27 protein-coding genes are annotated in these 24,608 nt (G+C 70.0%); 19 read left to right on the top strand and 8 right to left on the bottom strand.

What is annotated here, in order from left to right; translation table 11 throughout:
* Positions 1-54: 54 nt before the first annotated feature.
* On the top strand, positions 55-678 hold the full coding sequence (locus MRBLMX7_RS13525) for a metal ABC transporter ATP-binding protein (protein ID WP_363369214.1): 624 nt from the start codon (positions 55-57) through the stop codon (positions 676-678).
* A gap of 152 nt (positions 679-830) precedes the next feature.
* Positions 831-1,697, top strand: coding sequence for a CPBP family intramembrane glutamic endopeptidase (locus MRBLMX7_RS13530; protein ID WP_363370936.1), 867 nt, complete (start codon positions 831-833; stop codon positions 1,695-1,697).
* Here MRBLMX7_RS13530 and MRBLMX7_RS13535 read toward each other — a convergent pair.
* The 4 genes from MRBLMX7_RS13535 to MRBLMX7_RS13550 form a co-directional block, all read right to left on the bottom strand.
* Complete coding sequence (locus tag MRBLMX7_RS13535) at positions 1,686-1,922, bottom strand: hypothetical protein (RefSeq protein WP_363369216.1); 237 nt, start codon at positions 1,920-1,922, stop codon at positions 1,686-1,688. The genes MRBLMX7_RS13530 and MRBLMX7_RS13535 overlap by 12 nt on opposite strands.
* Positions 1,923-2,027: 105 nt before the next feature.
* The gene (locus MRBLMX7_RS13540; protein WP_363369217.1) at positions 2,028-2,690 is read right to left on the bottom strand and encodes a hypothetical protein; all 663 of its coding nucleotides are present in this window, start codon (positions 2,688-2,690) and stop codon (positions 2,028-2,030) included.
* A 65-nt stretch (positions 2,691-2,755) separates the two neighbouring features.
* Positions 2,756-2,890 carry a methionine/alanine import family NSS transporter small subunit gene (locus MRBLMX7_RS13545; RefSeq protein ID WP_082297520.1) on the bottom strand — a complete coding sequence of 45 codons (135 nt, stop codon included), beginning with the start codon at positions 2,888-2,890 and terminating at the stop codon, positions 2,756-2,758.
* Entirely contained in the window at positions 2,887-4,506 is a 1,620-nt protein-coding gene (locus MRBLMX7_RS13550) for a sodium-dependent transporter (RefSeq protein WP_363369219.1), read from the bottom strand. The genes MRBLMX7_RS13545 and MRBLMX7_RS13550 overlap by 4 nt, the downstream gene beginning before the upstream one ends.
* Positions 4,507-4,656: 150 nt before the next feature.
* On the opposite strand from MRBLMX7_RS13550, the gene MRBLMX7_RS13555 reads away from it, so the two are divergent.
* From MRBLMX7_RS13555 to MRBLMX7_RS13565, 3 genes are all read left to right on the top strand, one after another.
* Positions 4,657-5,706 carry a type IV toxin-antitoxin system AbiEi family antitoxin gene (locus MRBLMX7_RS13555; RefSeq protein WP_363369221.1) on the top strand — a complete coding sequence of 350 codons (1,050 nt, stop codon included), beginning with the start codon at positions 4,657-4,659 and terminating at the stop codon, positions 5,704-5,706.
* A complete protein-coding gene (locus tag MRBLMX7_RS13560; RefSeq protein ID WP_363369223.1) occupies positions 5,696-6,538 on the top strand; it encodes a hypothetical protein in 843 nt (280 codons plus the stop codon). Before MRBLMX7_RS13555 ends, MRBLMX7_RS13560 begins: the two co-directional genes overlap by 11 nt.
* A gap of 90 nt (positions 6,539-6,628) precedes the next feature.
* The gene (locus tag MRBLMX7_RS13565) at positions 6,629-7,951 is read left to right on the top strand and encodes a flavin monoamine oxidase family protein (protein ID WP_363369225.1); all 1,323 of its coding nucleotides are present in this window, start codon (positions 6,629-6,631) and stop codon (positions 7,949-7,951) included.
* A gap of 36 nt (positions 7,952-7,987) precedes the next feature.
* Here the strand turns inward: MRBLMX7_RS13565 and MRBLMX7_RS13570 are convergent, their stop codons facing one another.
* The 3 genes from MRBLMX7_RS13570 to MRBLMX7_RS13580 are packed head-to-tail and all read right to left on the bottom strand — an operon-like array spanning position 7,988 to position 10,193.
* Positions 7,988-8,980: a carbohydrate kinase family protein gene (locus MRBLMX7_RS13570; protein ID WP_363369227.1), complete on the bottom strand. Its 993-nt coding sequence runs from the start codon at positions 8,978-8,980 to the stop codon at positions 7,988-7,990.
* Positions 8,956-9,285, bottom strand: a complete 330-nt coding sequence (locus MRBLMX7_RS13575) for a hypothetical protein (RefSeq protein WP_363369229.1) — start codon at positions 9,283-9,285, stop codon at positions 8,956-8,958. Before MRBLMX7_RS13575 ends, MRBLMX7_RS13570 begins: the two co-directional genes overlap by 25 nt.
* Entirely contained in the window at positions 9,285-10,193 is a 909-nt protein-coding gene (locus MRBLMX7_RS13580) for an SIS domain-containing protein (protein WP_363369231.1), read from the bottom strand. Before MRBLMX7_RS13580 ends, MRBLMX7_RS13575 begins: the two co-directional genes overlap by 1 nt.
* Positions 10,194-10,374: 181 nt before the next feature.
* On the opposite strand from MRBLMX7_RS13580, the gene MRBLMX7_RS13585 reads away from it, so the two are divergent.
* The 9 genes from MRBLMX7_RS13585 to MRBLMX7_RS13625 all read left to right on the top strand — a co-directional run bounded on the left by MRBLMX7_RS13585 (position 10,375) and on the right by MRBLMX7_RS13625 (position 18,297).
* The gene (locus MRBLMX7_RS13585) at positions 10,375-11,673 is read left to right on the top strand and encodes an ABC transporter substrate-binding protein (protein WP_363369234.1); all 1,299 of its coding nucleotides are present in this window, start codon (positions 10,375-10,377) and stop codon (positions 11,671-11,673) included.
* Positions 11,673-12,614, top strand: coding sequence for a carbohydrate ABC transporter permease (locus MRBLMX7_RS13590; protein ID WP_363369235.1), 942 nt, complete (start codon positions 11,673-11,675; stop codon positions 12,612-12,614). The genes MRBLMX7_RS13585 and MRBLMX7_RS13590 overlap by 1 nt, the downstream gene beginning before the upstream one ends.
* Before the next feature lie 9 nt (positions 12,615-12,623).
* Complete coding sequence (locus tag MRBLMX7_RS13595) at positions 12,624-13,535, top strand: carbohydrate ABC transporter permease (protein WP_363369237.1); 912 nt, start codon at positions 12,624-12,626, stop codon at positions 13,533-13,535.
* Entirely contained in the window at positions 13,532-14,539 is a 1,008-nt protein-coding gene (locus tag MRBLMX7_RS13600) for a D-2-hydroxyacid dehydrogenase (protein WP_363369239.1), read from the top strand. Before MRBLMX7_RS13595 ends, MRBLMX7_RS13600 begins: the two co-directional genes overlap by 4 nt.
* A complete protein-coding gene (locus tag MRBLMX7_RS13605) occupies positions 14,523-15,302 on the top strand; it encodes a DeoR/GlpR family DNA-binding transcription regulator (RefSeq protein WP_363369240.1) in 780 nt (259 codons plus the stop codon). The genes MRBLMX7_RS13600 and MRBLMX7_RS13605 overlap by 17 nt, the downstream gene beginning before the upstream one ends.
* Positions 15,296-16,123, top strand: coding sequence for a class II fructose-bisphosphate aldolase (locus MRBLMX7_RS13610; RefSeq protein WP_363369242.1), 828 nt, complete (start codon positions 15,296-15,298; stop codon positions 16,121-16,123). Before MRBLMX7_RS13605 ends, MRBLMX7_RS13610 begins: the two co-directional genes overlap by 7 nt.
* A gap of 20 nt (positions 16,124-16,143) precedes the next feature.
* Positions 16,144-16,584 (top strand): hypothetical protein, encoded by a 441-nt coding sequence (locus MRBLMX7_RS13615; RefSeq protein ID WP_363369244.1) that lies wholly within the window; start codon positions 16,144-16,146, stop codon positions 16,582-16,584.
* Positions 16,581-17,261 (top strand): polysaccharide deacetylase family protein, encoded by a 681-nt coding sequence (locus MRBLMX7_RS13620; RefSeq protein ID WP_363369246.1) that lies wholly within the window; start codon positions 16,581-16,583, stop codon positions 17,259-17,261. The genes MRBLMX7_RS13615 and MRBLMX7_RS13620 overlap by 4 nt, the downstream gene beginning before the upstream one ends.
* Positions 17,262-17,445: 184 nt before the next feature.
* On the top strand, positions 17,446-18,297 hold the full coding sequence (locus tag MRBLMX7_RS13625; RefSeq protein WP_363369248.1) for an endonuclease domain-containing protein: 852 nt from the start codon (positions 17,446-17,448) through the stop codon (positions 18,295-18,297).
* Positions 18,298-18,368: 71 nt separating this feature from the next.
* Here MRBLMX7_RS13625 and MRBLMX7_RS13630 read toward each other — a convergent pair whose 3' ends face one another.
* Positions 18,369-18,863 (bottom strand): hypothetical protein, encoded by a 495-nt coding sequence (locus MRBLMX7_RS13630; RefSeq protein ID WP_363369250.1) that lies wholly within the window; start codon positions 18,861-18,863, stop codon positions 18,369-18,371.
* A 255-nt stretch (positions 18,864-19,118) separates the two neighbouring features.
* On the opposite strand from MRBLMX7_RS13630, the gene MRBLMX7_RS13635 reads away from it, so the two are divergent.
* Genes MRBLMX7_RS13635 through MRBLMX7_RS13655 form a run of 5 tightly spaced genes read left to right on the top strand, consistent with a single transcriptional unit; the run spans position 19,119 to position 24,551 of the window.
* Positions 19,119-19,958 (top strand): fumarylacetoacetate hydrolase family protein, encoded by an 840-nt coding sequence (locus MRBLMX7_RS13635; protein ID WP_363369252.1) that lies wholly within the window; start codon positions 19,119-19,121, stop codon positions 19,956-19,958.
* Between the two features lie 27 nt (positions 19,959-19,985).
* Entirely contained in the window at positions 19,986-21,356 is a 1,371-nt protein-coding gene (locus MRBLMX7_RS13640) for a hypothetical protein (protein WP_363369254.1), read from the top strand.
* Positions 21,353-23,170, top strand: coding sequence for an IlvD/Edd family dehydratase (locus tag MRBLMX7_RS13645; protein WP_363369256.1), 1,818 nt, complete (start codon positions 21,353-21,355; stop codon positions 23,168-23,170). The genes MRBLMX7_RS13640 and MRBLMX7_RS13645 overlap by 4 nt, the downstream gene beginning before the upstream one ends.
* Positions 23,171-23,196: 26 nt before the next feature.
* A complete protein-coding gene (locus MRBLMX7_RS13650; RefSeq protein WP_363369258.1) occupies positions 23,197-23,667 on the top strand; it encodes a hypothetical protein in 471 nt (156 codons plus the stop codon).
* On the top strand, positions 23,664-24,551 hold the full coding sequence (locus MRBLMX7_RS13655) for a 1-phosphofructokinase family hexose kinase (RefSeq protein ID WP_363369260.1): 888 nt from the start codon (positions 23,664-23,666) through the stop codon (positions 24,549-24,551). Before MRBLMX7_RS13650 ends, MRBLMX7_RS13655 begins: the two co-directional genes overlap by 4 nt.
* The last annotated feature ends 57 nt before the right edge of the window (positions 24,552-24,608 follow it).

Raw genomic sequence — 24,608 nt, forward strand, 5'->3', positions numbered from 1 at the left:
GGAAGGGCACTCTATCTAAAAATGAGAATGATTATCAATTGCTACAGTGGCGGGATGACATCGAACGCAGCGCTCTCCGCGCGCGCCGTGTGCTTCGGCTACGGCGAAGACGACGTGCTGCACTCCGTCGACCTTGACGTGCGCTCCGGCGAAGTCGTCGCCCTGGCCGGCCACAACGGCTCGGGAAAGTCGACCCTCGTCGAGATCCTCGCCGGAGTGAAGGCTCCGCGACGAGGGGACGTGCGCCGGGGCGGCGACCTCGCCCTCGTGGTGCAGCGGCCCGCCGTGCCGGATGCGCTCCCCGTGACGGTGGCGGACGTGGTGCGCATGGGCACGTGGAAGCGCGGTGCCCGCCTGTCACGGATGGCCGCTCGACGAGCGGTCTCCCAGGCGCTCGACCGCGTGGACATGAGCGAGCTGGCCGACCGTCCGCTGGCCGAGCTCTCCGGTGGACAGCGGCAACGAGTGTTCCTCGCACAGGGGATCGTGCGCGCGCCGAGCATCCTGCTCCTCGACGAGGCGGCCGCCGGGCTGGATCGGGAGAGCGCGGCGCGCATGCAGCTGATCCTCCGCGAGGAGGCCGCGCGCGGGGCCGCCGTATGCACCGTCACGCACGACGACGAGGCGGTCGCTGCGGCCGACCGCGTCGTCCGGTTGGATCGGGGGCGCGTCGTCTAGGCGGCGGTCCCGATCGTGCGGGGGAGATGGCCCTCCGTGGATGACGACGATGTGCTCACGGGGCGAGACCTCGTTGACGTGGACATCTCGCGCCCGCCAGGATGAGGAGGATCTCGCCTATTCGCGCGAGCGGAGCCGAGGGGGCACCCGTGATGGATTCCTGGCAGACGAGGGAGGGGTTCTGGGCTGCCGGCCGTCCCCGGAGCATCTGGCTCGCCCTCGCTGCCGTCGTCGTCTACATCCTGCTTGCCGCCGGTCTCGGCAACCTGCTGAGCGGGCTGGTCGGCGACGATCAGGAGCTCGCCCAGTTCTCGCTCGGACACTTCATCCCGCTCGCCGTCGCGATCGTCGGGCTGTTGCTGTTCCTGCGATGGACGGGGTGGGGTGCGGATGTTTGGCGTGAGTCGCCCACGCCGACGCTGGCTCCGCGGCGATGGTGGTTGATCTCGATCCCCGTGCTCGTGGTCCTGCTGCCACTCGGCCAGCTCGGTGATGTCCCGTGGGCCTCGCGCTCGATCAGGTACGTCCTCGTCATCGCGGCGGGGACGCTCATGGTCGGGTTCGGGGAGGAACTGGTCATCCGCGGGGTCCTGCTCACCGCCATCCGGGCCCGCCACGGCGAGCTCGCGGCCCTCCTCGGAACCAGCGTGGTGTTCGCGCTCGCGCACATCCCGGGGAGCATCATCGGCGGGGCCTCCCTCGGCACCATCGCCTTCCAGGCGTCGTTCCTCGCCGCGTCCGGAGCTGCGTACTACTGGGTGCGTCGCGTCACCGGCAGACTGTGGGTCGCCATGCTCGCGCACGCCCTCACCGATTGGGTGCTGTACCTCGCCTCCGGCGCAGGGACGCCAAGCGAGTCCGTGCCGAACGCGCACTCCGCGGAGGACCCGAATCCGTTCGCGGTCGCTTTCCAGATCCTGCTGCTCATCGCGACGACGGTCAGCATCCTCAGCGTCATCCGGGAGGACCGGCGAACGAAGCGGGCACGATTCCCAGAACGAGGAGCCTCAGGGCGATGACCGACCCGCCGACCGGTCGATCCGCACCCAGATCTGCCCGCACAGCAGTCCGATGGATCCGGCCACGGCTGAGATGACGATCGCGATGGTCAGCGAACTCGCGGGGATGATGTCCGCGACGATGAACAGGGACAACAGAAAGGCGACGGCGTTCAACAGGAGCGAGAACTTGCTCGACCACCGTTGCCAGCGCTGCGCCTTCTCGGTCGCGCCGTCGTTCGGCATCCTCCTGTCGAGGTAGAGAGCGATCAGCAAAGCGGCACGACCTGCAGGGCGCCTTCGTAGAGGAGGGAGTTCATGACGACAGTCTCGCCGCTCGGCGCGGCGAGGTCACTCCTCGCCGTCGAAGAAGCCTCCGTCGAGCAGCCAGTTGTACCGCAGGCGCAGCGCGCGCTCGGTGCTGGCGACGAGCGCGCCGACGACGAGGGAGATGTTGAGCCACGCGGGCAGGCGGATGGGGCTCTCGAATGCGCCGATCGCCTCGGCGACGGGCGGGATGTGGGTGACCTGTTCGATGATCTGCGGGATGCCGAGCACGAGGGCGACCACGAGCACCAGGATCGAGACGATGCCGATCGTGCGGCTCACGCCCGGAGAGCGGCGATGCAGACGCGCACGCCACCCCTCGGCGGATGACGTGTCGGGGGAGAGCGCGCGTGCGGTGCCGTCGTCGGCGACGTAGTGGCAGCGCTTGAGTCCGTAGCCGCTCACGGCCACCTCGATCACGCCGCCGGGTACGGCGAACGCGGCGGGCAGCTTCGACGCCGCCTGGTTGATACCGTCGCGGTACAGCCGCGCACGCACGACGCCGTTCTCGTCGCCGCCGTGCCGCACGTCCACCGACCAGGTCTGCGGGATGCCGTCGGCGCCGACGATCCGCAGGTGGAAGAGCGAGCGGGAGAACGGCTGCCACCACCGGTACCTCTGGAGCTCGTGGCCGTCGCCGGGCTTCGCGCGGCGTGCCGCACGTCGTCTGCTGCTCTCGGAGGCCATGTCCGACGACCCTAACAACGTCGAGGGCGACGACGAAAGTGCATCCCCTCCGAGAGCTCGACGGGCTAGAGCTCGACGGGCGGCTGCGGCTCGCTCTCCGCGACCTCGGGGTGCCGTGCCAGGTTGACGACGGCGGCGATCAGACCGCCCCACACGGTGACCATGGCGATGACCATCATGACGATCGCGACGGGGGTCATGACTCGCTCCTCTCGCTCGGGGCGGATGCCGTCGGCACGGCGGCGGTCTCGGGGTCGGGATCGTAGTCCTCGCTCTCGAGGAACTCGTCGTAGTCGGGGTCGTCCTTGGCGTGCGAGTGCGCACCCCACGGCAGGGCCGACAGCAGGAGGCCGAGCACCACGAGGGCGACCACCATGCCCCAGCCGAACACGCCGAGGAACCAGTCGGGGTAGCCGCCGTAGGGCTGGGTGATCTTCGTCACGAGCTCGCTGATCAGCAGGTATCCGAGCACGAGCGGCGCGAGCACGCCCACGAGCAGCTTCCAGATGCGTCCGACGCGGAAGCTCGATCGGCGGTCGAGGTGCTCGACGAGTACGGGGAGCTTGTGCAGGAGCCAGGCGACGACGATCACGGCCACGAGCGCGACGGCCATGATGCCGAAGGCGTTCACGAACGCATCCGTGGTGTCGAGCACCGAGAGCGCGGTCGTGGTCGAGAACAGGGCCATCGAGATCACCGCGAGGGGGATCGTCACCACGAGGGTCGTGCGCACCCGGCGCCACCCCAGCTTGTCCTGCAGCGCGGCGACGATGACCTCGAGGATCGAGATGAGCGAGGTGATCCCGGCGAACACGAGCGCGCCGAAGAACAGCACCCCGATGATGGATCCGCCGGTGGCCTGGGACACGATCGTCGGGAACGCGACGAACGCGAGGCCGATGCCGGACGAGGCCACGCCGTCGACGTCCACACCCTGCGCCTGCGCCATGAAGCCGAGGGCGGCGAACACGCCGATGCCCGCGAGGATCTCGAAGCCGGAGTTCGCGAAGCCGACGACGAGTCCGGAGCCGGTGAGGTCGGTCTTGCGCTTGAGGTACGAGGAGTAGGTCACCATGATGCCGAAGGCGACCGACAGCGAGAAGAAGATGTGGCCGTAGGCAGAGGCCCAGACACCCGGGTCGGCGAGGGCCTGCCAGTCGGGCGTGAAGAAGGCGTTGAGCCCCTGCATGGCGCCGGGCAGGAACAGTGACTGCACCACGAGCACCGCGAACATGACCGTGAGCAGCGGCATGAGGATCATGTTCGCCGCGCCGATGCCGCGCTTCACGCCGAGCGCCATGATGACGATCACGAGCAGCCACACGACGACGAGGGGGATGCCGACCTGCGGCACGAACTCGCCCGACAGGCCGACCTCGGCGACGTCGGCCGAGCGCAGGAAGTCGGTGAAGAAGAAGCCCTCCTCGTTGCCGGGGCCCCAGGTCAGCTGGGCCGAGAACCAGGTGTACATGCCCGCCCAGGCGACGATGACGGCGTAGTACACGGCGATCACGACGCAGATCAGCACCTGCCACCAGCCGAGCGGTTCGGCGGCGCGGTGCATGCGACGGAACGCGAGCGGGGCGGAGCCGCGGTAGCGGTGCCCGATCGCGTAGTCGAGGAACAGCAGCGGGATGCCGGCGGTGAGCAGCGCGCACAGGTACGGGATGAGGAAGGCGCCGCCGCCGCCCTCGTAGGCGACGTACGGGAAACGCCAGATGTTGCCGAGCCCGACCGCGGAGCCGATCGCCGAGAGGATGAACACGTTCCGCGAGCCGAAGGCCTCGCGTTTCGGGGTCTGCGTCGTAGCGGCCATGCCTGGCACTCTACCGGTGGGTGCGAATCTCGTCCGGTGGGCGAGTCACGCCGATGCGGGTCGATCGCTCACTTGTATCGTTTTCTCCACAGATGAATTTTACCGAGTTAAATTGAGAATACCGAGTAAATATCAGTCTAGGATATAACTATGGCATCGCGAGAAAACCCCGCAGTGGCAGCTCTGCTGCGCGTCCTGCCATCGGATTTCCTCGTCGAGCCGCGCGTCGACGCGGTCGACGTCGCCCTCGATTCACGCCGCTGGGTGCTTCAGCCGATCTGGGCGGGTGAGGGGCTCCCCGCCGACATTCGCCGGGTCCGGAACGACGTCGTCCACGGACGTGCCGGGGTCGAAGCGCTCCCCGTCATCGCAGCTCGCCGGATGAGCCCGGGAGCCCGGGAGCTCCTTGAGGAGTCACAGCTCTCGTGGGTGGATGCGAGCGGTCGCGCGAAGATCGTCATTCCCGGAGAGGTGTACCTCGCACGATTCGATCCGGTACCCGCAGATGCGGGACGGCCGTTCACATGGTCGAGAGCCGCTCAGGCGGTCGCGGAGACTCTCCTGACCTGGAGAGTGCGTCAGCGTGACGACGTGCCCGATTCGATCGGCCGGGTCGGCGTGATCGCGGAGACTGCCGACGTCTCCGTCGCGCATGCGGCGCGAGTCCTCCGACAGTTCGACGAGCAGGGGTACACGGCGAAGACCGGTGCCGAGCGCGGGAGCACCGCGACACGCGAGCTGCGCGATCCCGGACGCATGCTGAGCGACTGGGCCGGGCAGTACACGCAGAAGGACATGGCGCCGGCGGCGGAGTTTCACGTTCCGTGGCGCGATCACGACCAGACACTGTCGATGTTCGCCTCGTCGCTTCGTTCGTTGGATTGGGCGCTGACCGGGGCCGCGGCAGCCGATCGCATCGCTCCGTACCTCACCAGCATCCCCACTGTGGACGTGGTCGTGCCGTTCGGTGCTCTGGCGGAAGTGCGTCGACGGCTGTCGAGCGACGAGGACGTGCGCGAGGTGGACCGCGGCGGGCGGGTGAGGCTTTTCACCGTCGACGAGTACCTCCTCGGTCTCGCCCAGGATCAGCGGGGCCTTCGTATCGCGTCGCCGGTGCGCGTGTACGGGGACCTCCTGCGCGAGCGGGGACGATCGGTGGAGGCGGCGGAATACCTGAGGGAGGTCGCCATTGGATTCTGAGATCCGCAGCCGTGAGGCCCGCGCCCGCGCGGAGGACGCTCTCGTCCGGTTCGCGCTTCTCGCGGGTGAGCATGCCCGCGACTACGTCGTGATCGGCGGGCTCAACCCCGACTTTCTGGCGAGCAACGCGCCTGTGCCTCATCAGGGTACGACTGACATCGATCTGCTCTTCGCTCTCGGGTTCGACCACGTCGCGGACGCTCCGGACTTCTCCTGGGTGGACGCCGCGCTCGACGCTGGCGGGTTCGCATCGAGGAACGGGTGGCGCTGGGACGCCCGGTCGGGGGACGCGAGAATACGTCTGGAGTTCCTGTGCGACGTCTGGGACCACACCGAGGACACTGTTCCACTCCCGGGCTCAGCCCGAGCGGTGGCGAGCAAGATCGCCGGACCTGCCGCGGCGCTCCACTCACCGATAGAGCGCCGACTCGCGGTGTCCGCTGGCGTGCGCGCAGACACGCCAGACGCGCCCGAGACGATGATGCTCCGTTTCTCGAATCTCGGCGGCTATCTCATCGCCAAGGCTGCGGCGGCGCGATCGCGGATGCTTCCGAAGGACAAGTACGACCTGATGTACGTGACCCTGTACAACGACGCGGGCCCGCGAGAAGCCGCTCGTGCTGTCGCGCGGCAGCTCGCCGCCACGGAGGAGTCGTCGGACCCTGCGGAGATCCGTCGCGTGATGGAGCGCTACCTGGACTCGGCCGGATCGTGGGCGGGGGTCTTCGCCGAGACGATGATCGCCACGGGTGACTCGGCGACGGAAGATCAGCTACGCGCGGACGCGGCGCAAGGCGCCCGATCTTTCCTGGACGAGATCGAGAACGCGTAGCCGTCGGAAGGTCGACCGGGTCGTATCCTCGGAGGTGACACACAGCCAGCACAGGCCGACCCGATCCGGGTCAGGGAGAAGGGCGCGGCGATGGAGCACGTCGACACGATCGTGGTCGGGGCGGGGGTCTCGGGACTCAGCGCGGCGCGGCTGCTCGTGGATGCCGGGCAGCGCGTGATCGTCCTGGAGGCGCGCGACAGGGTCGGAGGCCGCGTGCACACCGACCGCACAGGGGCCGCGACGGACCGCGGCGCCTCCTGGATCCACGGTGTGACCGACAGCCCGGTGGCCGCGGCGGCCGCCGCGTTCGGGATGCCGACGGTGGAGTTCACGGTCGGCGGCTATCAGCCCGACAGCAGGCCCATCGCGTACTACGGCCCCAACGGCGTGCGGCTGAGCGACGAGGCGGCACGCGCTTTCGCGGCCGACGTGCGCACGGTCGACGCGACACTGCGCGAGACGATCGCGGAGTCGGCGCCCGAGGCCTCGTACCGGGATGTGACGGATGCGGCGCTCGTGCGGCAGGCGTGGGATACCCAGCGCACGCAGCGCGTCCGCGAGTATCTGGAGCACCGCTCGGAGGAGCAGTACGGCGCGTGGATCGACGACCTCGCGGCTCACGGCCTCGACGACGACTCGATCGACGGCGACGAGGTGGTCTTCCCCGAGGGGTACGACGTGCTGCCGGCCCGCCTCGCCGAGGGGCTCGACGTGCGCCTGGACCACGCCGTCACGGCGATCGACCGTCGCGACGGCATCCTCGTCCGCACCGCGCACGGCGAGTTCACCGCGGATGCCGCGGTCGTGACGGTTCCCGTGGGGGTACTGCGCGCGGAGGCGATCGCCTTCACGCCGCCGCTGCCCGCCGTGAACGCCGAGGCTCTGTCCCGCCTGGAGATGAACGCCTTCGAGAAGGTGTTCCTGCGGTTCCCCGAGCGGTTCTGGGACGAGGGCGTCTACGCGATCCGTCAGCAGGGTCCCGAGAGTCGGTGGTGGCACTCCTGGTACGACCTCACCGCGTTGCACGGCGAGCCCACGCTGCTCACGTTCGCGGCGGGGCCGGCCGCCCGAGGCATCCGCGACTGGAGCGACGAGGAGGTCGTCGAGTCGGTGCTCGCACAGCTGCGCCGCCTGTTCGGCGACCGCGTCGCACAGCCGGTGGGAGTGATCCGCACGGACTGGCAGGACGACCCCTGGTCGCACGGCTCCTACGCCTATATGACGCTCGGCTCGACCACAGCCGACCACGACGACCTCGCGACGCCGATCGACGGCATCCTGCACCTCGCCGGCGAGGCGACCTGGACCGACGACCCCGCGACCGTGCCGGCGGCCATGCTCTCGGGGCATCGCGCGGCCGAGCGCGTGCTCGGTCGCGACGTGCCGATCGAGCGGCTCTGGGCGCACGCCTGATCGGGCGACGCGCGCCGTCGAGGTGCGCGCCCCGCGTCAGATCCGGCTGACCGACGCCGGGATGCCGTTGGCGAGAGCGGCGGCGGTCTCGGCATCCGGCTGCGCGCCCACGCCGCCCGGGCCGCGTGTCGACGCGGTGCCGCAGGCGACCGCGAACGCGATCGCCTCGTTCTCGGGGAGCCCGCGGAGGCGAGCCGTGAGGAATCCGGCGGCGAGCGTATCGCCCGCTCCCACGGTGTCGACGAGGGGGCTGTCGACCGCGGGGACGGGGGCGCTCGTGAGGCGGATCCCGTCGTCGTGCCGTCGCGCGGCGAGGGCGCCGTCGCCGCCGAGCTTCGCGATCACGGTCGCGCCCGTGGGCATGATCTCCAGCATCCGGCGGATCGCGGCCTCGATGTCGGACGCGCCCGTGATGCCCGTGAGCTCCTCCTCGTTGCCGAAGAAGACGTCGACGTGGGGGAGCACAGCGAGGATGCCGGAATCCCACGTCTCGGCGGGGTCGAAGTTGCCGTCGAGCGACGTGCTCAGGCCGGCCGCGCGGGCCGCGGCGAACAGCGCGGGCGCGTCGTCGTGCAGATCGTGCTGCAGGAACCAGCTCCCCACGTGCAGGTGTCGAGCGCTCGCGAGGTCGTCGGCGGCGACGTCGGAGGCGCGCACCGTGCCGATCGAGCCGATCGAGGTGAGGATCGCGCGGTCGCCGCTCGGGCGCGTGAGGTGCGTCGATGCGCCCGTGGGGCGGGTGCCGTCGACGCGGATTCGGGACGTGTCGACGCCGCGCGCCCTCAGCTCGCCATCGAGGAAGAGCCCGAAGGTGTCGTCGCCGCGCACGCTGACCAGCGACGTGGGGGTGCCGAGAGCGGCGGCGCCGCACGCGGTGATCGCCGAGGAGCTGCCCATGGTCAGCGTCGTGCGTGGCACGATCTGCTCGTGCTGCCCGAAGCGGATGTCGTCGTCGACCTCGATGATGAGATCGACGCAGAGCTCGCCGACGACGAGCAGTCGGCCTACGGTCGCTGCGGAAGCAGCCATTCGCACCACACCCCTTCCAGAGCGCCGTCGTGTTCGAGGTTCCAGTCTGCGGCCACCGCGTGCGCGGCGTCGCACGCGCGGCGCATCGCGACGGCTCCTCGGTCCGAGCCGTGGACCCCGATGACGGCCCACGGCGCGGATCCCGCGCCGTGTCCGCCGCTCGCGACGGTCGTCCGCGCCGGGATCGTCATCGCCACCACGTCGCCCGATCCCAGGCCGAGGGCGTCGGCGACGGCATCCGCCACCCGCCCGGCCAGCTGCGCCTCGTCGGGATGCGCCGGCGCGGCGATCGTCACGACCGGCATCAGTCGGTGACGAGGACCGAGCGGTTGAGGAAGGGCGGGGTGTCGGGGTTGCGCCCGCGGAGCGCGGCGAGGTCGACGGCGAGGCGGTGCACGAGCGGCAGGTTCGCGTGCGGATCGAGGTCGTTCACGTAGACGGTGGCTCCGGTGGAGCGCACGTCGTCCGCGACCACGTCCGGGGCCTCACCGAGGAACCAGACCAGGGTGTTCGAACCCGCGCACGAGATCGGGCCGTGCTGGTACTCCCACATGGAGTACGCCTCGGTCCAGAACCCGGCCGACTCGCGCACCTTCAGGGCCGCCTCCTGGGCGAGGCCGTTGGTCCACCGGTGGCCGAGGAAGACGATGTGCTGCACCTCGGCGGGGTCGACCGGGAGGTCGGCGGCGAGCGCGGTGCGCGCGTCGGCGACGAGTGCGTCGTCGGCCTGGCCGATCGAGGCGCGCAGGGTCGCGAGCACGGTGGTCGCGAAGCGGGTCTGCACGATCGACTTCTCGTCGGCGAAGCCGAGGTGCACGGTCCGCTCGGCGCAGAGGCGGCCGAGCGCGGTGTCGGTGTCGCCGAGGATCGCGGTCACCCGGTGAGTGTTGCCGTACTTCTCGACGAGGTCGACGACGTCGACGGTGGTTCCGGAGCGCGAGATCACGATGATGTGCTCGTCGTCGTCGATCCAGTCCAGTTCGCTGGGGATGGCGGCACGGGTGCGTCCGAGGCCGGCGTCGTTGCGCAGGTAGGCGTAGGAGTCGCCGATGTAATAGGAGGTGCCGCAGCCGACCACGAGCACCTTCTCGCCCGTCGTGGGGAGGAGGGCCGCGTGCTGGTCCACGAGGTCGAGGGCCTGCTGCCAGACCTCGGGCTGGCTGGAGAGCTCCGCCCGTGTCGTCGCTCCCGATCCGGCGATGCTGTCGTTCATCTCGAAGACCCTTCACGTCTCTGTGCCGTCGTGATGTGGCGGCGATCTGTGCAGATTCAATCAGAAATGAGCATGGAATGAAAGTTCTTGACGGATTGCGCCGTTTGTTGAATACTGCCTACGACAAGGACGTCACGCAGCGACGCCGCTGCAGACCACACCACGAGAAGGAGATCGACGCGTGAAAATCAGAACCCAGCGCTTCGCAGGCATCATCGGGCTCGGTGCCGTCAGCGCACTCGTCCTCTCCGGCTGCGCCGGCTTCGGCGGTGGCGGCTCGGATGACGGCGGCGACCAGAGCCTGACGTTCACGACCTGGGGCAGCGAGTCCGAGGAAGCCAGCTTCACGGCCCTCATCGAGCAGTTCGAGTCCGAGCACGAGGGCGTCGACATCAAGCTCAACGTCGTGCCCTACGACCAGATGTTCTCGAACATCGACGCGCAGCTCTCCTCGGGCGACGCCCCCGACATCTTCCGTGTCGACTACGGCAACCTCGGCGTGTACTCGAGCCAGGGGCAGCTGCTCGACCTGAGCGACGCCTTCTCCGACGACGAGGTCGCGGAGTTCACGCCGGCGATGTGGGAGGCCGTGTCGTACGACGGCGCCCCCTACGGCGTGCCGCACCAGACCGACGTGTCCGCCCTGCTCGTGAACACCGCCATGCTCACCGAGGCCGGCATCGACGTCTCCACGCTGCCCACCACGCAGGACGACGCGTGGACCTGGGACGAGTTCGCCGACGTCGCGACCCAGCTGCGCGAGGCGCTGCCCGCCGACAAGTACCCCTTCGTGTACAACTGGCAGCTCGGCGGAGCGCCGCGCTGGCTGAGCTGGCTCTTCCAGGCGGACGGGACGTTCCTCGACGGCACGACAGCGACGATCGACTCCGACGAGGGCGCCAAGGCGCTCGACTTCACGAAGAGCTTCTTCGACAACGGCTGGGTTCCGCCCACGAGCTCGACCAAGGGCACCGTGTACGCCGACTCGCTCTTCACCGAGGGCACGGCGGCCATGGCGTTCGCCGGCTCGTTCCTCGTGCCCGACATCGACTCGCTCGCCGCCTTCGACTGGACCGCGCTGCCGATGCCGAAGGATGAGCGCGGCGCGACCGACCTCGGCGGCAACGCCCTCGTCGCGACCAAGGACACGAAGAATCCCGAGCTCGCCGCGGAGTTCCTGAAGTTCATGGTCTCGGCGGATGCGATGAGCGAGTTCTGCGCCAACACCAACGAGCTGCCCACGCGCGTCGACCTCGAGGGCGACGCCGTCGAGTTCAAGGTCCGCCCCGACGTCATGCCGGTGTTCGTCGACCAGGCGTCGACGATCGAGCCGGGCGACGTCAAGCAGCTCACCTCGCCCGCGATGGCCGCCATCAACACGGCCCTGCAGGACCAGCTCGAGGCCGCGTTCATCGGCGGGCAGTCCACCGCCGACACGCTCGCGAAGCTCTCCGCCGCGATCGAGGAAGCCTCGAAGTAATGACCTCTCTCACCACCCACGACCGGAGCGACGCGCCCGCGTCGTTCCGGCCGCGGGCGACCCGTCGTCGGGCTCGATTCCGCGAATCGCTCGTGGGCTGGGGGTTCGCCGCTCCGAACCTCGTGCTGATGTCGCTGTTCCTGTTCATCCCGATCGTCTGGGCGCTGATCCTCTCCTTCCAGGAGACCAAGGGGTTCGGTGACCCGGAGTGGATCGGACTCGACAACTACGCGACGCTCGTGTCCGACCCGGTCTTCTGGCAGAGTCTGCTGAACACCGTGGTCTTCACGATCGCGACGGTGCCGCTCGAACTCGCCGGCGGACTGGGCCTCGCCGTGCTGCTGAACTCGGTACTGCCCGCGCGCGGGCTGTTCCGCACGATGATCGTGCTGCCGATGGTCATCTCCGGTGTCGCGTCCGGCATGATCGCCGTCATCCTCTTCTACGAGTCCAACGGCCTGGTCAACAAGATCCTGCAGACGCTCGGGCTCGACCCGATCGGCTGGCAGTCCGAGGGGACGCCCGCGATGATCGCCGTGATCGCCGTGGCGATCTGGCTGCGCCTCGGCTTCAACATGATCATCTACCTCGCCGGCCTGCAGTCGATCTCGCCGGAGCTGTACGAGGCCGCACGCATCGACGGCGCCTCGCGGTGGCAGCAGTTCCGCTCGGTGACCGTGCCGCTCGTGGGTCCGTCGACGTTCTTCCTGTTGATCATGAACGTCATCGCGTCGTTCCAGGTGTTCGACCTCATCTTCGTCATGACCGGCGGCGGACCGGGCAACGCCACCTCGGTGCTCGTCACCTACGCGTACCGCAACGGCTTCCAGATCCGCGAGCAGGGGTACGGCGCCGCGATCGGCATCGTCATCCTCGTCATCACCCTCGTCTTCACGTTCATCCAGTGGAAGACGAGCCGCACCCGAGACCTGGCCGAGTGAGGATCCATCATGGCTGAGACCACCACCGTCATCCAGATCGCCGACGCGGCGGTGCTGGGGGAGAAGGGCGCGGCGCGGGTGCAGCGCCGCCGTCGCCGACAGGCGAGCGGACGCAAGGGCATCGTCTGGCGCACTCTCGTCGCGGCGATCGTGTCGATCGTCGTCGTGTTCCCGCTGTACTGGATGGTCGTCGTCGCGTTCTCCCCGCGCGGCGAGGTGTTCCTGCCCGGGCTGCGGCTCTGGCCGAGCGCTCTGACGCTCGAGAACTTCGCCAAGGTGTTCGACCGGGTGCCCGTGGTCGCGTGGCTCGGCAACTCGGTCGTGATCGGCGTGTTCGTCACCGTGCTCACGGTCACCGTGAACCTGCTCGCCGGTTACGCGTTCGCGCGACTGCGCTTCGGTGGCCGCAACGCCGTGTTCATCCTCGCCCTCGCGACGATGATGATCCCCGTGCAGGCGATCATGGTCGCGCAGTTCAAGCTCGTGTCCGGGCTCGGCATCTACGGCACCTACTGGGGCGTGATCCTGCCCGGTGCCGCCGCCGCGTTCGGCATCTTCCTCGCACGGCAGTTCTTCATCGGCATCCCCGACGAGATCATCGAGGCCGCCCGCATCGACGGCGCCGGTCACCTGCGCATCTTCGTGCAGGTGGTGCTGCCCCTGTGCAAGCCGCTGATCGCCGTGCTCATCCTGCTCACTCTCATGGGAAGCTGGAACGACTTCGCGTGGCCGCTCATCGCCCTCAAGGACAACGAGCTGTTCACCCTGCCGATCGGACTCCTCTATCTCAAGGACCAGACCACACCCGACTACAACGCGATCATGGCCCTGGCCCTGATCTCGGTGCTGCCGATGGTGCTGCTGTTCATCTTCTTCCAGCGCTACTTCGTGCAGGGCTTCGCCCGGAGCGGTATCAAATGAGTCTCACCTACCTCTGCTCGCTCCCCTTGCCGGACTCGTGGTTCGACGAGCTGCGCGCGCGGATGCCCGACGTCTCCGTGCACCGCATGTCGCCGTCGGAGCCGCCCTCCGCCGAACTCCTCGCCGAGGTCGACCTGCTGCACACGAGCGAGTGGCTCCCGGATGCCGCCGCGATTCCCGCCGTCCGGCTCGTGCAGCTCGACACCTCGGGCGTCGACCACGTCCGTGGCACGTCGCTCTGGGAGACCGGGGTGCCGATCGCGACGCTCGGCGGCATCGCCCCCGTGCCGATGGCCGAGTACGCGCTGATGTCGATCCTGGAGCTCTCGCACCGGATGCCGCGCATCGTCGCGCACCGCGCCGAGCGCTCGTGGCCGACGAACGCCGACCGGCTCGACACGCTCACCCCGCGAGCGCTCCCCGGGGCGACCGTCGGGATCGTCGGGTACGGGCGCATCGGCCGCGAGATCTCGCGCCTCGCCACGGCGTTCGGGATGCGGGTGCTGGGCGTGAGCCGCTCGGGCGTGCGCGCCGCCGGTGCCGAGAAGTTCGACACCGGGCGCCAGGCGCCGGCCGACGACCCCGCCGAGCTCTTCGCGATCGACCGGCTCGACGAGGTGCTGCGGCGCAGCGATTTCCTGGTCGTCGTCGTGCCGCTCACAGAGCTGACGCGCGGGCTGATCGGACCCGGCCAGCTCGACCTCCTCCCACCCGGCGCGTTCGTGGTGAACATCGCCCGCGGCGGCATCGTCGACGAGAGCGCGCTGCGCGAGCGGATGCGCGACGGGCGCATCGGCGGCGTCGCCCTCGACGTGTTCGACGACGAGCCGCTGCCCGCGGACTCGCCGTGGTGGACGGAACCGGGCGCGCTGGTGACACCCCACGTCGCCGGACTCGCCCCGCAGTATCATGCACAGACACTCGACCTCGTCGTCGAGAATCTGACACGACTGGCCGAGGATCGGCCCTTGCTGAATGAGGTGGACCGTGCAGCCGGTTACTGAGCCCCTGATCGGGCCGAAGCGTCAGCGCGAGCTTCTCAACTACATCCGCACCTACGGGGCGGGGTCGGTCAGCGAGATGGCCAAGATGCTCGGGGTGAGCACCTCGACCGTGCGACGCGACCTCAACGAGCTGCAGGACAGGAAGCTCATCGAGCGCGTGCACGGCGGCGCCGCTCAGGTCGACGACGACGTGGAGCCGCTGCGCCCGCAGCGCGAGGTCGCGTTCGCGGAGGAGAAGCAGCGCATCGGCCGCGCCGCCGCCGCGCACATCACGCCGAACTCGACCGTGCTCATCACCGGCGGCACGACGACCGAGGCGATGCTGCCTTTCCTCGGCGGCATCCCCGGCCTCACCGTCCTGACGAACAGCCTCTCGGTGGTGAGCCGCCTCGCGCAGTTCCCCGACATCGACATCATCGTGCTCGGCGGGCTGCTGCGTCGCACCGAGATGAGCCTGCTCGGGCACCTGACGATCGCGGGGCTCGACGAGTTCGGCATCGACCGGGTCTTCACGGGCGCGTTCGGCGTCGACCCCGAGATGGGCGTCACCGGCACGAACCTCTCCGAGACGCAGACCGACCGCTCGCTCGCCTCGTCCGCGCGGGAGCTCATCGTGCTCGCCGACCACTCCAAGCTCGCGAAGCGCGGGCCGGCACGACTCGTCCCGACCGACGGCATCTCGCGGCTGATCGTCGACGACGGCGCGGATGCCGAGGTGCTGGCGCGCATGAGCGGGGCAGGGGTGACCGTCGAGACATGCTGATCCCGCCCACCCTGGCGGCGGTGGGGCTGGGCGCGAGCCTGCCCGCGATCGCCGCATTCAACGTCATCACGCTCGAGTACGCCGAGGGGATCATCCTCGGCGCCGAGCGCGCGCAGCGCCCGGTGGTGCTGTCGATCAGTCACAACGCGGTGCGCTTCCACGGCGGTCTCGCGCCGCTCGCGGCCGCCTGCCGGGCGCTCGCCGACTCGGCATCCGTGCCCGTACTGCTGCATCTCGATCACTGCGAGTCCGAGGAGCTCGTGCTCGAGTCGGCCGGGCTCGGCTTCGCCTCGGCGATGTTCGACGCCTCGACGCTGCCGTACGCCGAGAACGTCGCAGCCACCGCCCGTGTCGCCGCTCTCGGGCAGGAGCGAGGGCTGTGGATCGAGGCCGAGCTCGGTGAGATCGGCGGGAAGGACGGCGCGCACGCGCCCGGTGTGCGCACCGACCCCGCGGAGGCCGCCGCGTTCGTCGCCGCGACCGGCGTCGACGCTCTCGCCGTCGCCGTCGGAACCTCGCACGCCATGACCGAGCGCACGGCTCGCCCCGACGCCGCGCTCATCGCCCGACTCGCGGATGCCGTGCCGGTGGCGCTCGTGCTGCACGGCTCGTCCGGCGTCGACGACGACGGAATCCGCGCGGCGGTGGCCGCCGGCATCCGCAAGGTCAACGTCGGCACGCAGCTGTCGGCCGCGTATTCGCGCGCGCTGCGCACCGAGCTCGGTGACCGCGCCGACCCGCGCCGAGCGCTGACCGCGGCGCGCGAGGCGATCGCCGCCGACGTCGAGCACCTGCTCGGCGTCATCTCCACCCCGCTCTGAGAACCCGAAGGGAACCAGCCATGTCCGCCACCGTGCAGGGGCCGTCGTCGCACGACGGAGAGCCCAGCGCCGCCGCACTGCTGGAGGCCGGCGACATCGTCGGACTCATGCGTGCCTGCCATGACCGCCGTCTCGAACGGGAGGGCATCCCGATGGTGCTCGGCCTTGCGGACGAGCGCGGTCCGATCCCCGTCGCCGGCTCCGAGGCGCAGCGCGCCGAGGGCCAGGAGCTCCTCGCCGTGCTCGACCGCTACCGCGACGCGCTCGTGCCGTGGGCCCGCGACGAGGACGAGGGCGCCGTCATCACCGCGATGCAGGTGCTCGCGTACACGCACTTCGCGCCGGGAGCCGTTCCGCTCGCTGACGTGCCGCTCGTTGCTGCATCCGATGCTCCCGAGCCACGCGAGGCGGCATCCGATCCCATCGATCCGGTCCTCACCGGGGAAGGAACCCTCTCATGACCACGCCGTCCTTCGCCGCGCAGCGGCAGCAGCTCGCCGACGGGCACTTCATCCGCGTGGTGAACTACCACTCGACCCCGCGCGGGGCCCGCGACGAGCTCGCCCGGGAGCTCGCCGGCTTCGCGCGCGACTACGCGCCGGTCACGCTCGACGACCTCGACCGGCTGTTCGAGACCGGCACCTGGCACAAGGACAAGCCCGGCCTCATCCCCGTGTTCTACGAGGGCTACCGGAACTCGATCTCGGTCGCGGCGCCGCTGTGCGACGAGCTCGGACTCACGGGCTGGTTCCCGATCGCCACCTCGTTCGTCGACTGCGACCCCGAGCACCAGGAGGCCTTCGCGCGGGCGCACTGGATCTCGCTCGTCGAGGAGGACACGAAGGGCGGTCGCATCGCGATGAGCTGGGACGAGGTCGCCGAGGTCTCGCGTCGACACGTCGTGTTTCCCCACACGGCGCACCACGAGGGCTTCGACACCGTGCTGTCAGACGAGGACATCCGCCGCGAGGTCGTCGACTCGAAGGCGCAGCTCGAAGCGGTCACGGGGCAGGAGGCGCCGGCGTTCGTGTGGCTGCACGGCTCGTCCTACGGGCAGAACCCCCGTCACGATCAGGCCGTGAAGGAGGCCGGCTACCGCTACCAATTCGCGAACACGATGATCCACCGGGTGAACTGAGTCTCGGCCGTCGCGCAGAACGACACGCATCTCGCACGTTTCTCGGCGAAACCTGCGAGATCCGTGCCGTTCTGCGAGGTTGTTTCCTCCTCCACAATCGCACCGCGGGCGGACTCCTCCCCAGATCGTGGAGAGCGGATGCCGGGGCGGCCTCGAGAACCCTCCGACGCGGGATGCTCGGACGATGCCGCGCACCGCCCTCGTCCGACCGACCATCGATGCCTTGGTCCGCGAGCGCGGCGGCGTCGTCCGCGTCCGCGAGCTCGCGGAGTTCGGCTTTCGCCGGGCGGCGATCGAGTCGGCTCTGCGTGAGGCCCGGCTGTGGCGGGTGCGCCCCGGGTGGGTGGCCGTACCCGACGCCGATCCGCTCGTGGTCCAGGCCGCCCGACACGGCGTCGTCCTGTCCTGTCTGACGCAGGCCCGACGACTCGGCCTGTGGGTGCACGACGAGCGACCCGGCATCCATGTCGCCGTCACGCCGGGGAGCGCGGGGGGCCGGTCATCCGGCATCCGCGTGCACTGGGCGAAGCCCCTGATCCCGAGGCCGCCCGGGCTGCTCGTCGATCCGATCGAGAACGTCCTCGCCCTCGTCGCGGAGTGCGAGCCGTACGAGCAGGCACTCGCGACGTGGGAGTCGGCGCTCAACCAGAACCAGGTCGACCGTGACGTCCTGAGCAACCTCCCGCTGCGTCCGCGGGCGCGTCGGCTGCTCGACGAGGCGTCGCCGTTCGCGGATGCGGGACTCGAGACGTACGTGCGGGTCCGGCTGCGGTGGCTCCGGCTGCCGATCCGCGCGCAGATCTGGATCGCCGGGCATCGCGTCGACATCCTCGTCGGCGAGCGGCTGGTGATCCAGATCGACGGCGGTCACCATGTCGGCGCGCAGCGGGCCGAGGACATCCGGCACGATGCGCAGCTGCGACTCATGGGGTATCACGTGATCCGGGTCGGCTATCACCAGGTGACGCAGGAGTGGGCCCTGGTGCAGGATCTCGTCATGCGGGCCGTCGCTCAGGGGCTTCACCGGGCGCGCTGATCTCGCAGAACGACACATATCTCGCAGGATCTTGCGCGAGACCTGCGAGATCCGTGTCGTTCTGCGAAGGTTCAGTCGCGGATGCCGAGGTGACGGATGCCGCCGTCGGCGCCGCGCCACGTGAGCTCGGTCGTGCCGCCGTCGCGCGACGACCTCGTAGATCGGGCGGTTCCGGGCTGGGCGTCGCGGATGCCGTGCGCCTCCAGCATCCCGGCGGCGTCGTCGTCGAGGGGTGCCGCACCGTCGCGCGCGCTCCAGAACCTCTCGGGGTAGCCGATCGCGGGAGAGCCGATGAGCGACCGGCCGCCGTCGAGGCTCTCGACCGTGACCTCCAGCTCGCCGTCGCGATGCGTCAGCCGGAACGCGCGGACGCCCGCGGCGACGACGCCGGCGCGCCGCTGGAACCCCGGACCGGGCGACCAGTACCAGCTCTCCAGCGACCCGGCGTCCGCGAGCGCGACGACCTCGAGGTGGTCGGGGCCGAGTGTCGACTGCACGATCTGCGCGTCGAGATACCGTGTGCCGGCGGCGAAGGAGAGTCCCGCGCTCCAGCTCCCCGGCGGCACGTGCGCGGCGTCGCCAGCGGGTCCTCGGCCCGATCGGCGTTGAACCAGAAGACCCAGAGGCCTTCGGCGGCGTCGCACGCGAGCAGCTCGAGATTGCCCCGCGTGCCGTAGACGCCCTGGGCGAGGCTCACGGGTCCCGACGTCGACCGATCCGCTCCCACGGTGATGATGTTCTGTGAATGCATTTGCTTATTCTTGCTCATTCATGGAAGTTTGTGACAGCATGTGTGCGTCGCATCTTTTCGAAGGAGAACCATGAGAATCGCCAGAACCCTCGTCGACGGCCAGCCGCGCATCGTCGTGATCGACGCGGATGCCGCGCACCTCGCGCCGCTCGAGCACGCCGACGACGCCCTCGTCGCGATCGAGTCGGCCCGCTCCGGCGCGTTCTCCGCCTGGCCCGTGATCGACCTCGACGCGCACGAGCTCCTCGCCCCCGTCGCGGGAGCCGGCAAGATCATCGCGGTCGGCCTCAACTACGTCGACCACACCGCCGAGACCGGCTTCGCGCAGCCCGAGCGCCCCCTCACCTTCGCGAAGTACACGACCTCGCTCACCGGCCCCTACAGTGACGTCGTCATCCCCGACCACATCGCGCAGGGCGTCGACTTCGAGGCCGAGCTCGCTCTCGTGATCGGCCGTCGCTGCGGCGGCGACACCCCCGCCACGCTCGACGACGTCGCGGCGTACACGGTCGCCAACGACGTCTCCGCCCGAGACGTCCAGTTCGGCGACGTCCAATGGACCCGCGGCAAGTCCTTCGACACGTTCACCCCGCTCGGCCCCTGGCTCGTCACCCCCGACGAGTTCGGAGAGCCCGGCGGACACCGCATCCACGCCTCCGTCGACGGAGAGCTGCTGCAGGAGGACGACACCGCCGACATGATCTTCGACGTCCCGACGATCCTCGCGTTCGTCAGCGACGGCGTCACCCTCGAACCGGGCGACCTCATCCTCACCGGCACACCCGCGGGCGCCGGCGGGTTCCGCACACCGCCGCGCTACCTTCAGCACGAGCAGGTGGTGGAGGCCGGTGTCGAGGGCATCGGCGTGCTGCGCAACCGCTTCGTCCACCGCTCGCTCCTCGCCCGCTGACCCACCCGCCCGAAACGGAGCACCACGATGAACACCACAGATCGCCGAGTCCTCGTCCTCATCGGCGCGGGGTCAGCCGTCTTCACCCGGGGCCTGCTCGCCGACCTGATCGGGGCCGAGGACCTCGGGGCCTGGGAGATCCGCCTCGTCGACGTCGACTCCGCGGCCCTCGACGTCGCCGCCGATCTCGCCGAGGGGATGGTCGCCTCCCGCGGCGTCGGCGACAGCATTCGCGTCGTCCGCTCGACCGATCGTCGCGCCGTGCTGCCCGGCGCCGACTTCATCGTGACGTGCGTGGGCGTCGGCGGCCGACCGGCGTGGCAGCTCGACCACGAGATCGTGCAGCGCCACGGCATCCACCAGCCGGTCGGCGACTCGATCATGCCCGGTGGCATCTCGCGGCTGCTGCGCACGACGCCGGTGCTCGTCGAGATCGCGCAGGACATCGCCGACCTCGCCCCCGAGGCGTTCTTCTTCAACTACTCGAACCCGATGACCGCGAACGTGCAGGCCATCCACCAGCAGACCGGCCTCGACGTCGTGGGCCTCTGCCACGGCATGCACCACATCCAGCGTGAGCTCGCCCAGCTGATCGACGCTCCGTTCGAGGAGACGTCGACGCTGTACGCCGGCATCAACCACCTCACGTTCATCTACGACTTCCGATGGAAGGGACGTGACGCGTGGCCGCTGATCCGCGAGCGCGTGCATCGTGAACTCGCCCAGGCGCCGAACCCCGACGACATCGGCAACATCTTCTACGAGACCCCGACCGCATGGCACAACCCGTTCGCGTGGGAGCTGTTCGACCGGTACGGCGCCTTCGCGGCGGCGGGCGACCGCCACGTCGTCGAGTTCTTCCCTGAGCGCTTCGCCTCGGGCGACTACTACGGCAAGAAGCTCGGCATCGATGCGTTCAGCCTGCCGGAGATCCTCGAGTGGGGGGAGAACCGCTACCAGGGCATGAAGCGTCAGGCCACGGGACAGGATCCGCTCGACCAGTCGATCTTCGAGCGCTCGGGCGGCGAGCAGGAGCAGCTGATCGCGATCATCCGCTCCATCACGTTCGACACTCGCGAGATGTTCAGCTGCAACGTCGTCAACGACGGCGCGGTCCCGGGGCTGCCCGAGTGGTCGGCCGTCGAGATCCCCGGCGTGGCGACCGCCCGCGGCATCCGTCCGATCGCCGTACCGGACCTCGGCAAGCCGCTCACCGCGATCCTCGCGCGGCGCCTCACCTCGGTCGACCTCGCGGTCGACGCGGCGCTGAACGGCGACCGCGACCTGGTCGTCGAGGCGATGATCGCCGATGGCGCGATCTTCGACGTCGATCGAGCGGCAGCCCTCGCCGACGACCTGATCGCCGCACAGGCGCAGCACCTGCCGAGGTTCGCATGAGCGCCGAGAACATCGGCTCGACCCACGAGCCGTACGAACCCGGCATCCCGCACGCCCCGTTCGACCGCTTCGCTCCCGCGGGCGAGCACGACTGGGGCACGGGTCTGCGCAGCCAGAAGTGGTTCGGCGCCGAGGGCAAGACCGGGTTCATGCACCGGTCGTGGCTGCGCAGCGAGGGGCTGCCCGACGACTCCTTCCGCGGCCGGCCGATCATCGGCATCGCGAACTCGTGGAGCGAGCTGACCAGCTGCAACATCCACCTCCGCGCCCTCGCCGAGCACGTCAAGCGCGGCATCTGGCAGGCCGGCGGCGTGCCGTTCGAGTTCCCGACCACCTCCGCGGGCGAGCCCCTCGTGCGGCCGACCGCGATGCTCTTGCGCAACCTCATGGCCATGGATCTCGAGGAGACACTGCGCGCCAACCCGCTCGACGGCGTGGTGCTGCTCGCGGGCTGCGACAAGACCACGCCGGCGTACCTCATGGGCGCGGCCTCGGTCGACATCCCGGCTCTCCTTATCACCGGCGGGCCGATGCTCAATGGCAAGCACCGCGGCGAGGACATCGGCTCGGGCACCTCGGTGTGGAAGTTCACCGAGGCCTACCGTGCCGGGCTCATCGACGAGACGGCGATCACCGAGGCCGAGGGCTGCATGGCCCGCAGCCAGGGGCACTGCCAGACGATGGGAACGGCCTCGACCCTCGCGAGCGTGTTCGAGCTCATGGGCATGCAGCTCCCCGGATCGTCGTCGCTGCCCGCGAACGACTCGCGGCGAGCGGTCGCGGCGCACCTCGCGGGCCGTCGCATCGTGGAGATGGTCGCGGAGGATCTGCGCCCGTCGGCGATCCTCACCCGTGAGGCGTTCGAGAACGGCGTGCGCGCGAACGCCGCACTCGGCGGTTCGACGAACGCGGTGATCCACCTGCTCGCGCTCGCTCGCCGCGTCGGGGTCGAGCTCACGCTCGACGACTTCGACACCCTCGTGCGCGACGTGCCCGTGCTCGCCGACCTCATGCCGAGCGGCCGGTTCCTCATGGAGGACTTCGAGTACGCGGGCGGCATCGCCGGCTTCGCCGAGACGCTCGGCGACCTGCTGCACCGCGACACCCTCACCGTCACCGGCCGCACGCTGGGCGAGAACTACGCCGGCGCCGAGGTGTTCGACCGCGAGGTGATCCGTCCGCTCGACAACCCTGTCAAGCCCGTGGGCTCGGGCATCGCGGTGCTCACCGGCAACCTCGCTCCGCGCGGTGCCGTGATCAAGCAGTCGGCGGCCGCGCCCGAGCTCATGCAGCACACCGGTCGTGCGCTCGTGTGGGATGCGCTCGAGGACTACCTCTCCGACGCGGAGGACCCCGACCTCGACGTCCACCCGGACGACATCCTCGTCGTCCGCTACGTGGGTCCGCGCGGATACCCGGGGATGCCGGAGGTCGGCAACCTCGCGCTGCCGCGGAAGATCCTCGAGTCCGGGGTGACCGACATGGTGCGCATCTCGGATGCCCGGATGAGCGGCACCTCGTACGGCACGGTCGTGCTGCACGTCGTGCCCGAGGCCGCGGCGGGGGGACCGCTCGCGTTCGTGCGCACCGGCGACACTGTCACGGTCGACGTCGCGAACCGCTCACTGCACCTGCACGTGTCGGGCGAGGAGCTCGCGGAGCGCCGTCGGGGCTGGACCCCGCCCGTCGTGCCGGGGAGCGACCGCGGATGGACCCGGCTGTACATCGAGCACGTCACGCAGGCGGACGAGGGCCTCGACCTCGATTTCCTGCAGGGCCGCTCGGGCGCTGCCGTGGGTCCCAAGGCGTTCTGACGTGGGGTCGCTCTAGAGTGGGCGGCGTGCGGAACGTCCTGATCGTCGGCGCCTCCGGCATCCTCGCTCCCGCAGCCGTCACGCTGCGGTCACGTGGCGTGCCCGTGACGGGCGTCGGCCGCAGCCGGCCGATGCCGCGCGGCGTGGAGGCGCTGCGGGTGGATGCCAGGGACGCGACGGCGCTCGCCGCGGCCCTCGGTGCGCGGCGCTGGACGAATGCCGTGGTCTACGCGCCCGCGCTGTCGGGCGCCTCTCTCGCGCTCCTCGTCGATGCGGTCGACGCTCGGACGGTCGTCGTGCGCACCAGCGCCGATGCGGATCCTGCGCGGGGAGAGGTCGTGGTGCCGGACGACACCCTGCAGCTCGGCTGGACGGGCGATTCGGCGTCTCCGCGCTGGCACTCGCCGACGGAGGTGTCGGATGCCGTGCTCGCCGTGCTCGACGACGGCGTCGGTCGGACGCTCGGCCGCGTGCGCCCCTGGGCGGAGCGCCCGTGATCGCCGTCCTGGCCCTGTCGCCGGCCCTCGACGTCACCTACGAGGTGGAGTCGCTCGTGATCGGGGAGATCAACCGGCCGACCCGCACGACCGTGGTGGCGGGAGGCAAGGGACTCAACATGGCGCGCGTGGCCATCGCGGCCGGCGCCGACGTGCGGGTCCTGGCGATGCTCGGCGGCGCGAATGGGCGCCGCATCCGCGCCGCGCTCGACCGAGACGGCGTCCCGGTGACGGTGGTCGACATCGCGGCCGAGACCCGCACGTGCCTCGCGATCGTCGAGGAGCAGGGCGGGGCTTCCAGCACGGACATCTACGACACCGCCTCACCGGTGACCGCGGGGGAGTGGGACGCGTTCGCGCTGGCCGCCGCCGATCTGCGCTCCGCCGACGGGCGTGCCGCGGACTGGACCACGGTCTCGGGCTCACTGCCCGAGGGCGTCGATCCGGTGGCGCTGGCCGCCGTGCTCGCCGATGCGCGCGGCCGCGGCTCGCGCGTGGCGCTCGACATGTCGGGTCCCGCCCTGCAGACGCTCGCAGCGGCGGGCGATCTCGTGAAGGTCAATCGTCGCGAGGCGTCGGAGATCCTGGGGCGGGATCTCGCGGACGCGGCATCCGCATGTCACGCGCTGCACGGGGAATTGGCGGTGGATGCCGTGGTGACCGACGGCATCCATCCGGGGGCGGCCCTGGTCGACGGGGACGACCTGCGCATCCCCGCCCCGTCGGTGCACGGACGATTCCCCGCGGGAAGCGGTGACGCGTTCTTCGCGGGGATCGTGCACGGTCTGGACCGCGGGCTCGGCAGCGCGGCGAGCGTCGCGATCGCCGTCGATCTCGCCGAGCGCAACGCGCGCCGACCGGGGCAGGGGCTTCTGGCCGGCTGAGCCATGGCGCCCCGAGGGCGGGAATCCCATCCCGATCACAGCATCCACTCGATAAAG

Origin of the sequence: Microbacterium sp. LMX7-1.2, from assembly GCF_040675935.1 — a bacterium.
Lineage (GTDB): Bacteria > Actinomycetota > Actinomycetes > Actinomycetales > Microbacteriaceae > Microbacterium.

What these genes read in the sequence shown, in the direction of transcription:
- MRBLMX7_RS13525 (WP_363369214.1), top strand. Translation starts at nt 55, where the DNA reads ATGACATCGAACGCAGCGCTCTCCGCGCGCGCCGTGTGCTTCGGCTAC.
- MRBLMX7_RS13530 (WP_363370936.1), top strand. Translation starts at nt 831, where the DNA reads ATGGATTCCTGGCAGACGAGGGAGGGGTTCTGGGCTGCCGGCCGTCCC.
- MRBLMX7_RS13535 (WP_363369216.1), bottom strand. Translation starts at nt 1,922, where the DNA reads ATGCCGAACGACGGCGCGACCGAGAAGGCGCAGCGCTGGCAACGGTGG.
- MRBLMX7_RS13540 (WP_363369217.1), bottom strand. Translation starts at nt 2,690, where the DNA reads ATGGCCTCCGAGAGCAGCAGACGACGTGCGGCACGCCGCGCGAAGCCC.
- MRBLMX7_RS13545 (WP_082297520.1), bottom strand. Translation starts at nt 2,890, where the DNA reads ATGACCCCCGTCGCGATCGTCATGATGGTCATCGCCATGGTCACCGTG.
- MRBLMX7_RS13550 (WP_363369219.1), bottom strand. Translation starts at nt 4,506, where the DNA reads ATGGCCGCTACGACGCAGACCCCGAAACGCGAGGCCTTCGGCTCGCGG.
- MRBLMX7_RS13555 (WP_363369221.1), top strand. Translation starts at nt 4,657, where the DNA reads ATGGCATCGCGAGAAAACCCCGCAGTGGCAGCTCTGCTGCGCGTCCTG.
- MRBLMX7_RS13565 (WP_363369225.1), top strand. Translation starts at nt 6,629, where the DNA reads ATGGAGCACGTCGACACGATCGTGGTCGGGGCGGGGGTCTCGGGACTC.
- MRBLMX7_RS13570 (WP_363369227.1), bottom strand. Translation starts at nt 8,980, where the DNA reads ATGGCTGCTTCCGCAGCGACCGTAGGCCGACTGCTCGTCGTCGGCGAG.
- MRBLMX7_RS13575 (WP_363369229.1), bottom strand. Translation starts at nt 9,285, where the DNA reads ATGCCGGTCGTGACGATCGCCGCGCCGGCGCATCCCGACGAGGCGCAG.
- MRBLMX7_RS13580 (WP_363369231.1), bottom strand. Translation starts at nt 10,193, where the DNA reads ATGAACGACAGCATCGCCGGATCGGGAGCGACGACACGGGCGGAGCTC.
- MRBLMX7_RS13590 (WP_363369235.1), top strand. Translation starts at nt 11,673, where the DNA reads ATGACCTCTCTCACCACCCACGACCGGAGCGACGCGCCCGCGTCGTTC.
- MRBLMX7_RS13595 (WP_363369237.1), top strand. Translation starts at nt 12,624, where the DNA reads ATGGCTGAGACCACCACCGTCATCCAGATCGCCGACGCGGCGGTGCTG.
- MRBLMX7_RS13600 (WP_363369239.1), top strand. Translation starts at nt 13,532, where the DNA reads ATGAGTCTCACCTACCTCTGCTCGCTCCCCTTGCCGGACTCGTGGTTC.
- MRBLMX7_RS13610 (WP_363369242.1), top strand. Translation starts at nt 15,296, where the DNA reads ATGCTGATCCCGCCCACCCTGGCGGCGGTGGGGCTGGGCGCGAGCCTG.
- MRBLMX7_RS13615 (WP_363369244.1), top strand. Translation starts at nt 16,144, where the DNA reads ATGTCCGCCACCGTGCAGGGGCCGTCGTCGCACGACGGAGAGCCCAGC.
- MRBLMX7_RS13620 (WP_363369246.1), top strand. Translation starts at nt 16,581, where the DNA reads ATGACCACGCCGTCCTTCGCCGCGCAGCGGCAGCAGCTCGCCGACGGG.
- MRBLMX7_RS13625 (WP_363369248.1), top strand. Translation starts at nt 17,446, where the DNA reads ATGCCGCGCACCGCCCTCGTCCGACCGACCATCGATGCCTTGGTCCGC.
- MRBLMX7_RS13635 (WP_363369252.1), top strand. Translation starts at nt 19,119, where the DNA reads ATGAGAATCGCCAGAACCCTCGTCGACGGCCAGCCGCGCATCGTCGTG.
- MRBLMX7_RS13640 (WP_363369254.1), top strand. Translation starts at nt 19,986, where the DNA reads ATGAACACCACAGATCGCCGAGTCCTCGTCCTCATCGGCGCGGGGTCA.
- MRBLMX7_RS13645 (WP_363369256.1), top strand. Translation starts at nt 21,353, where the DNA reads ATGAGCGCCGAGAACATCGGCTCGACCCACGAGCCGTACGAACCCGGC.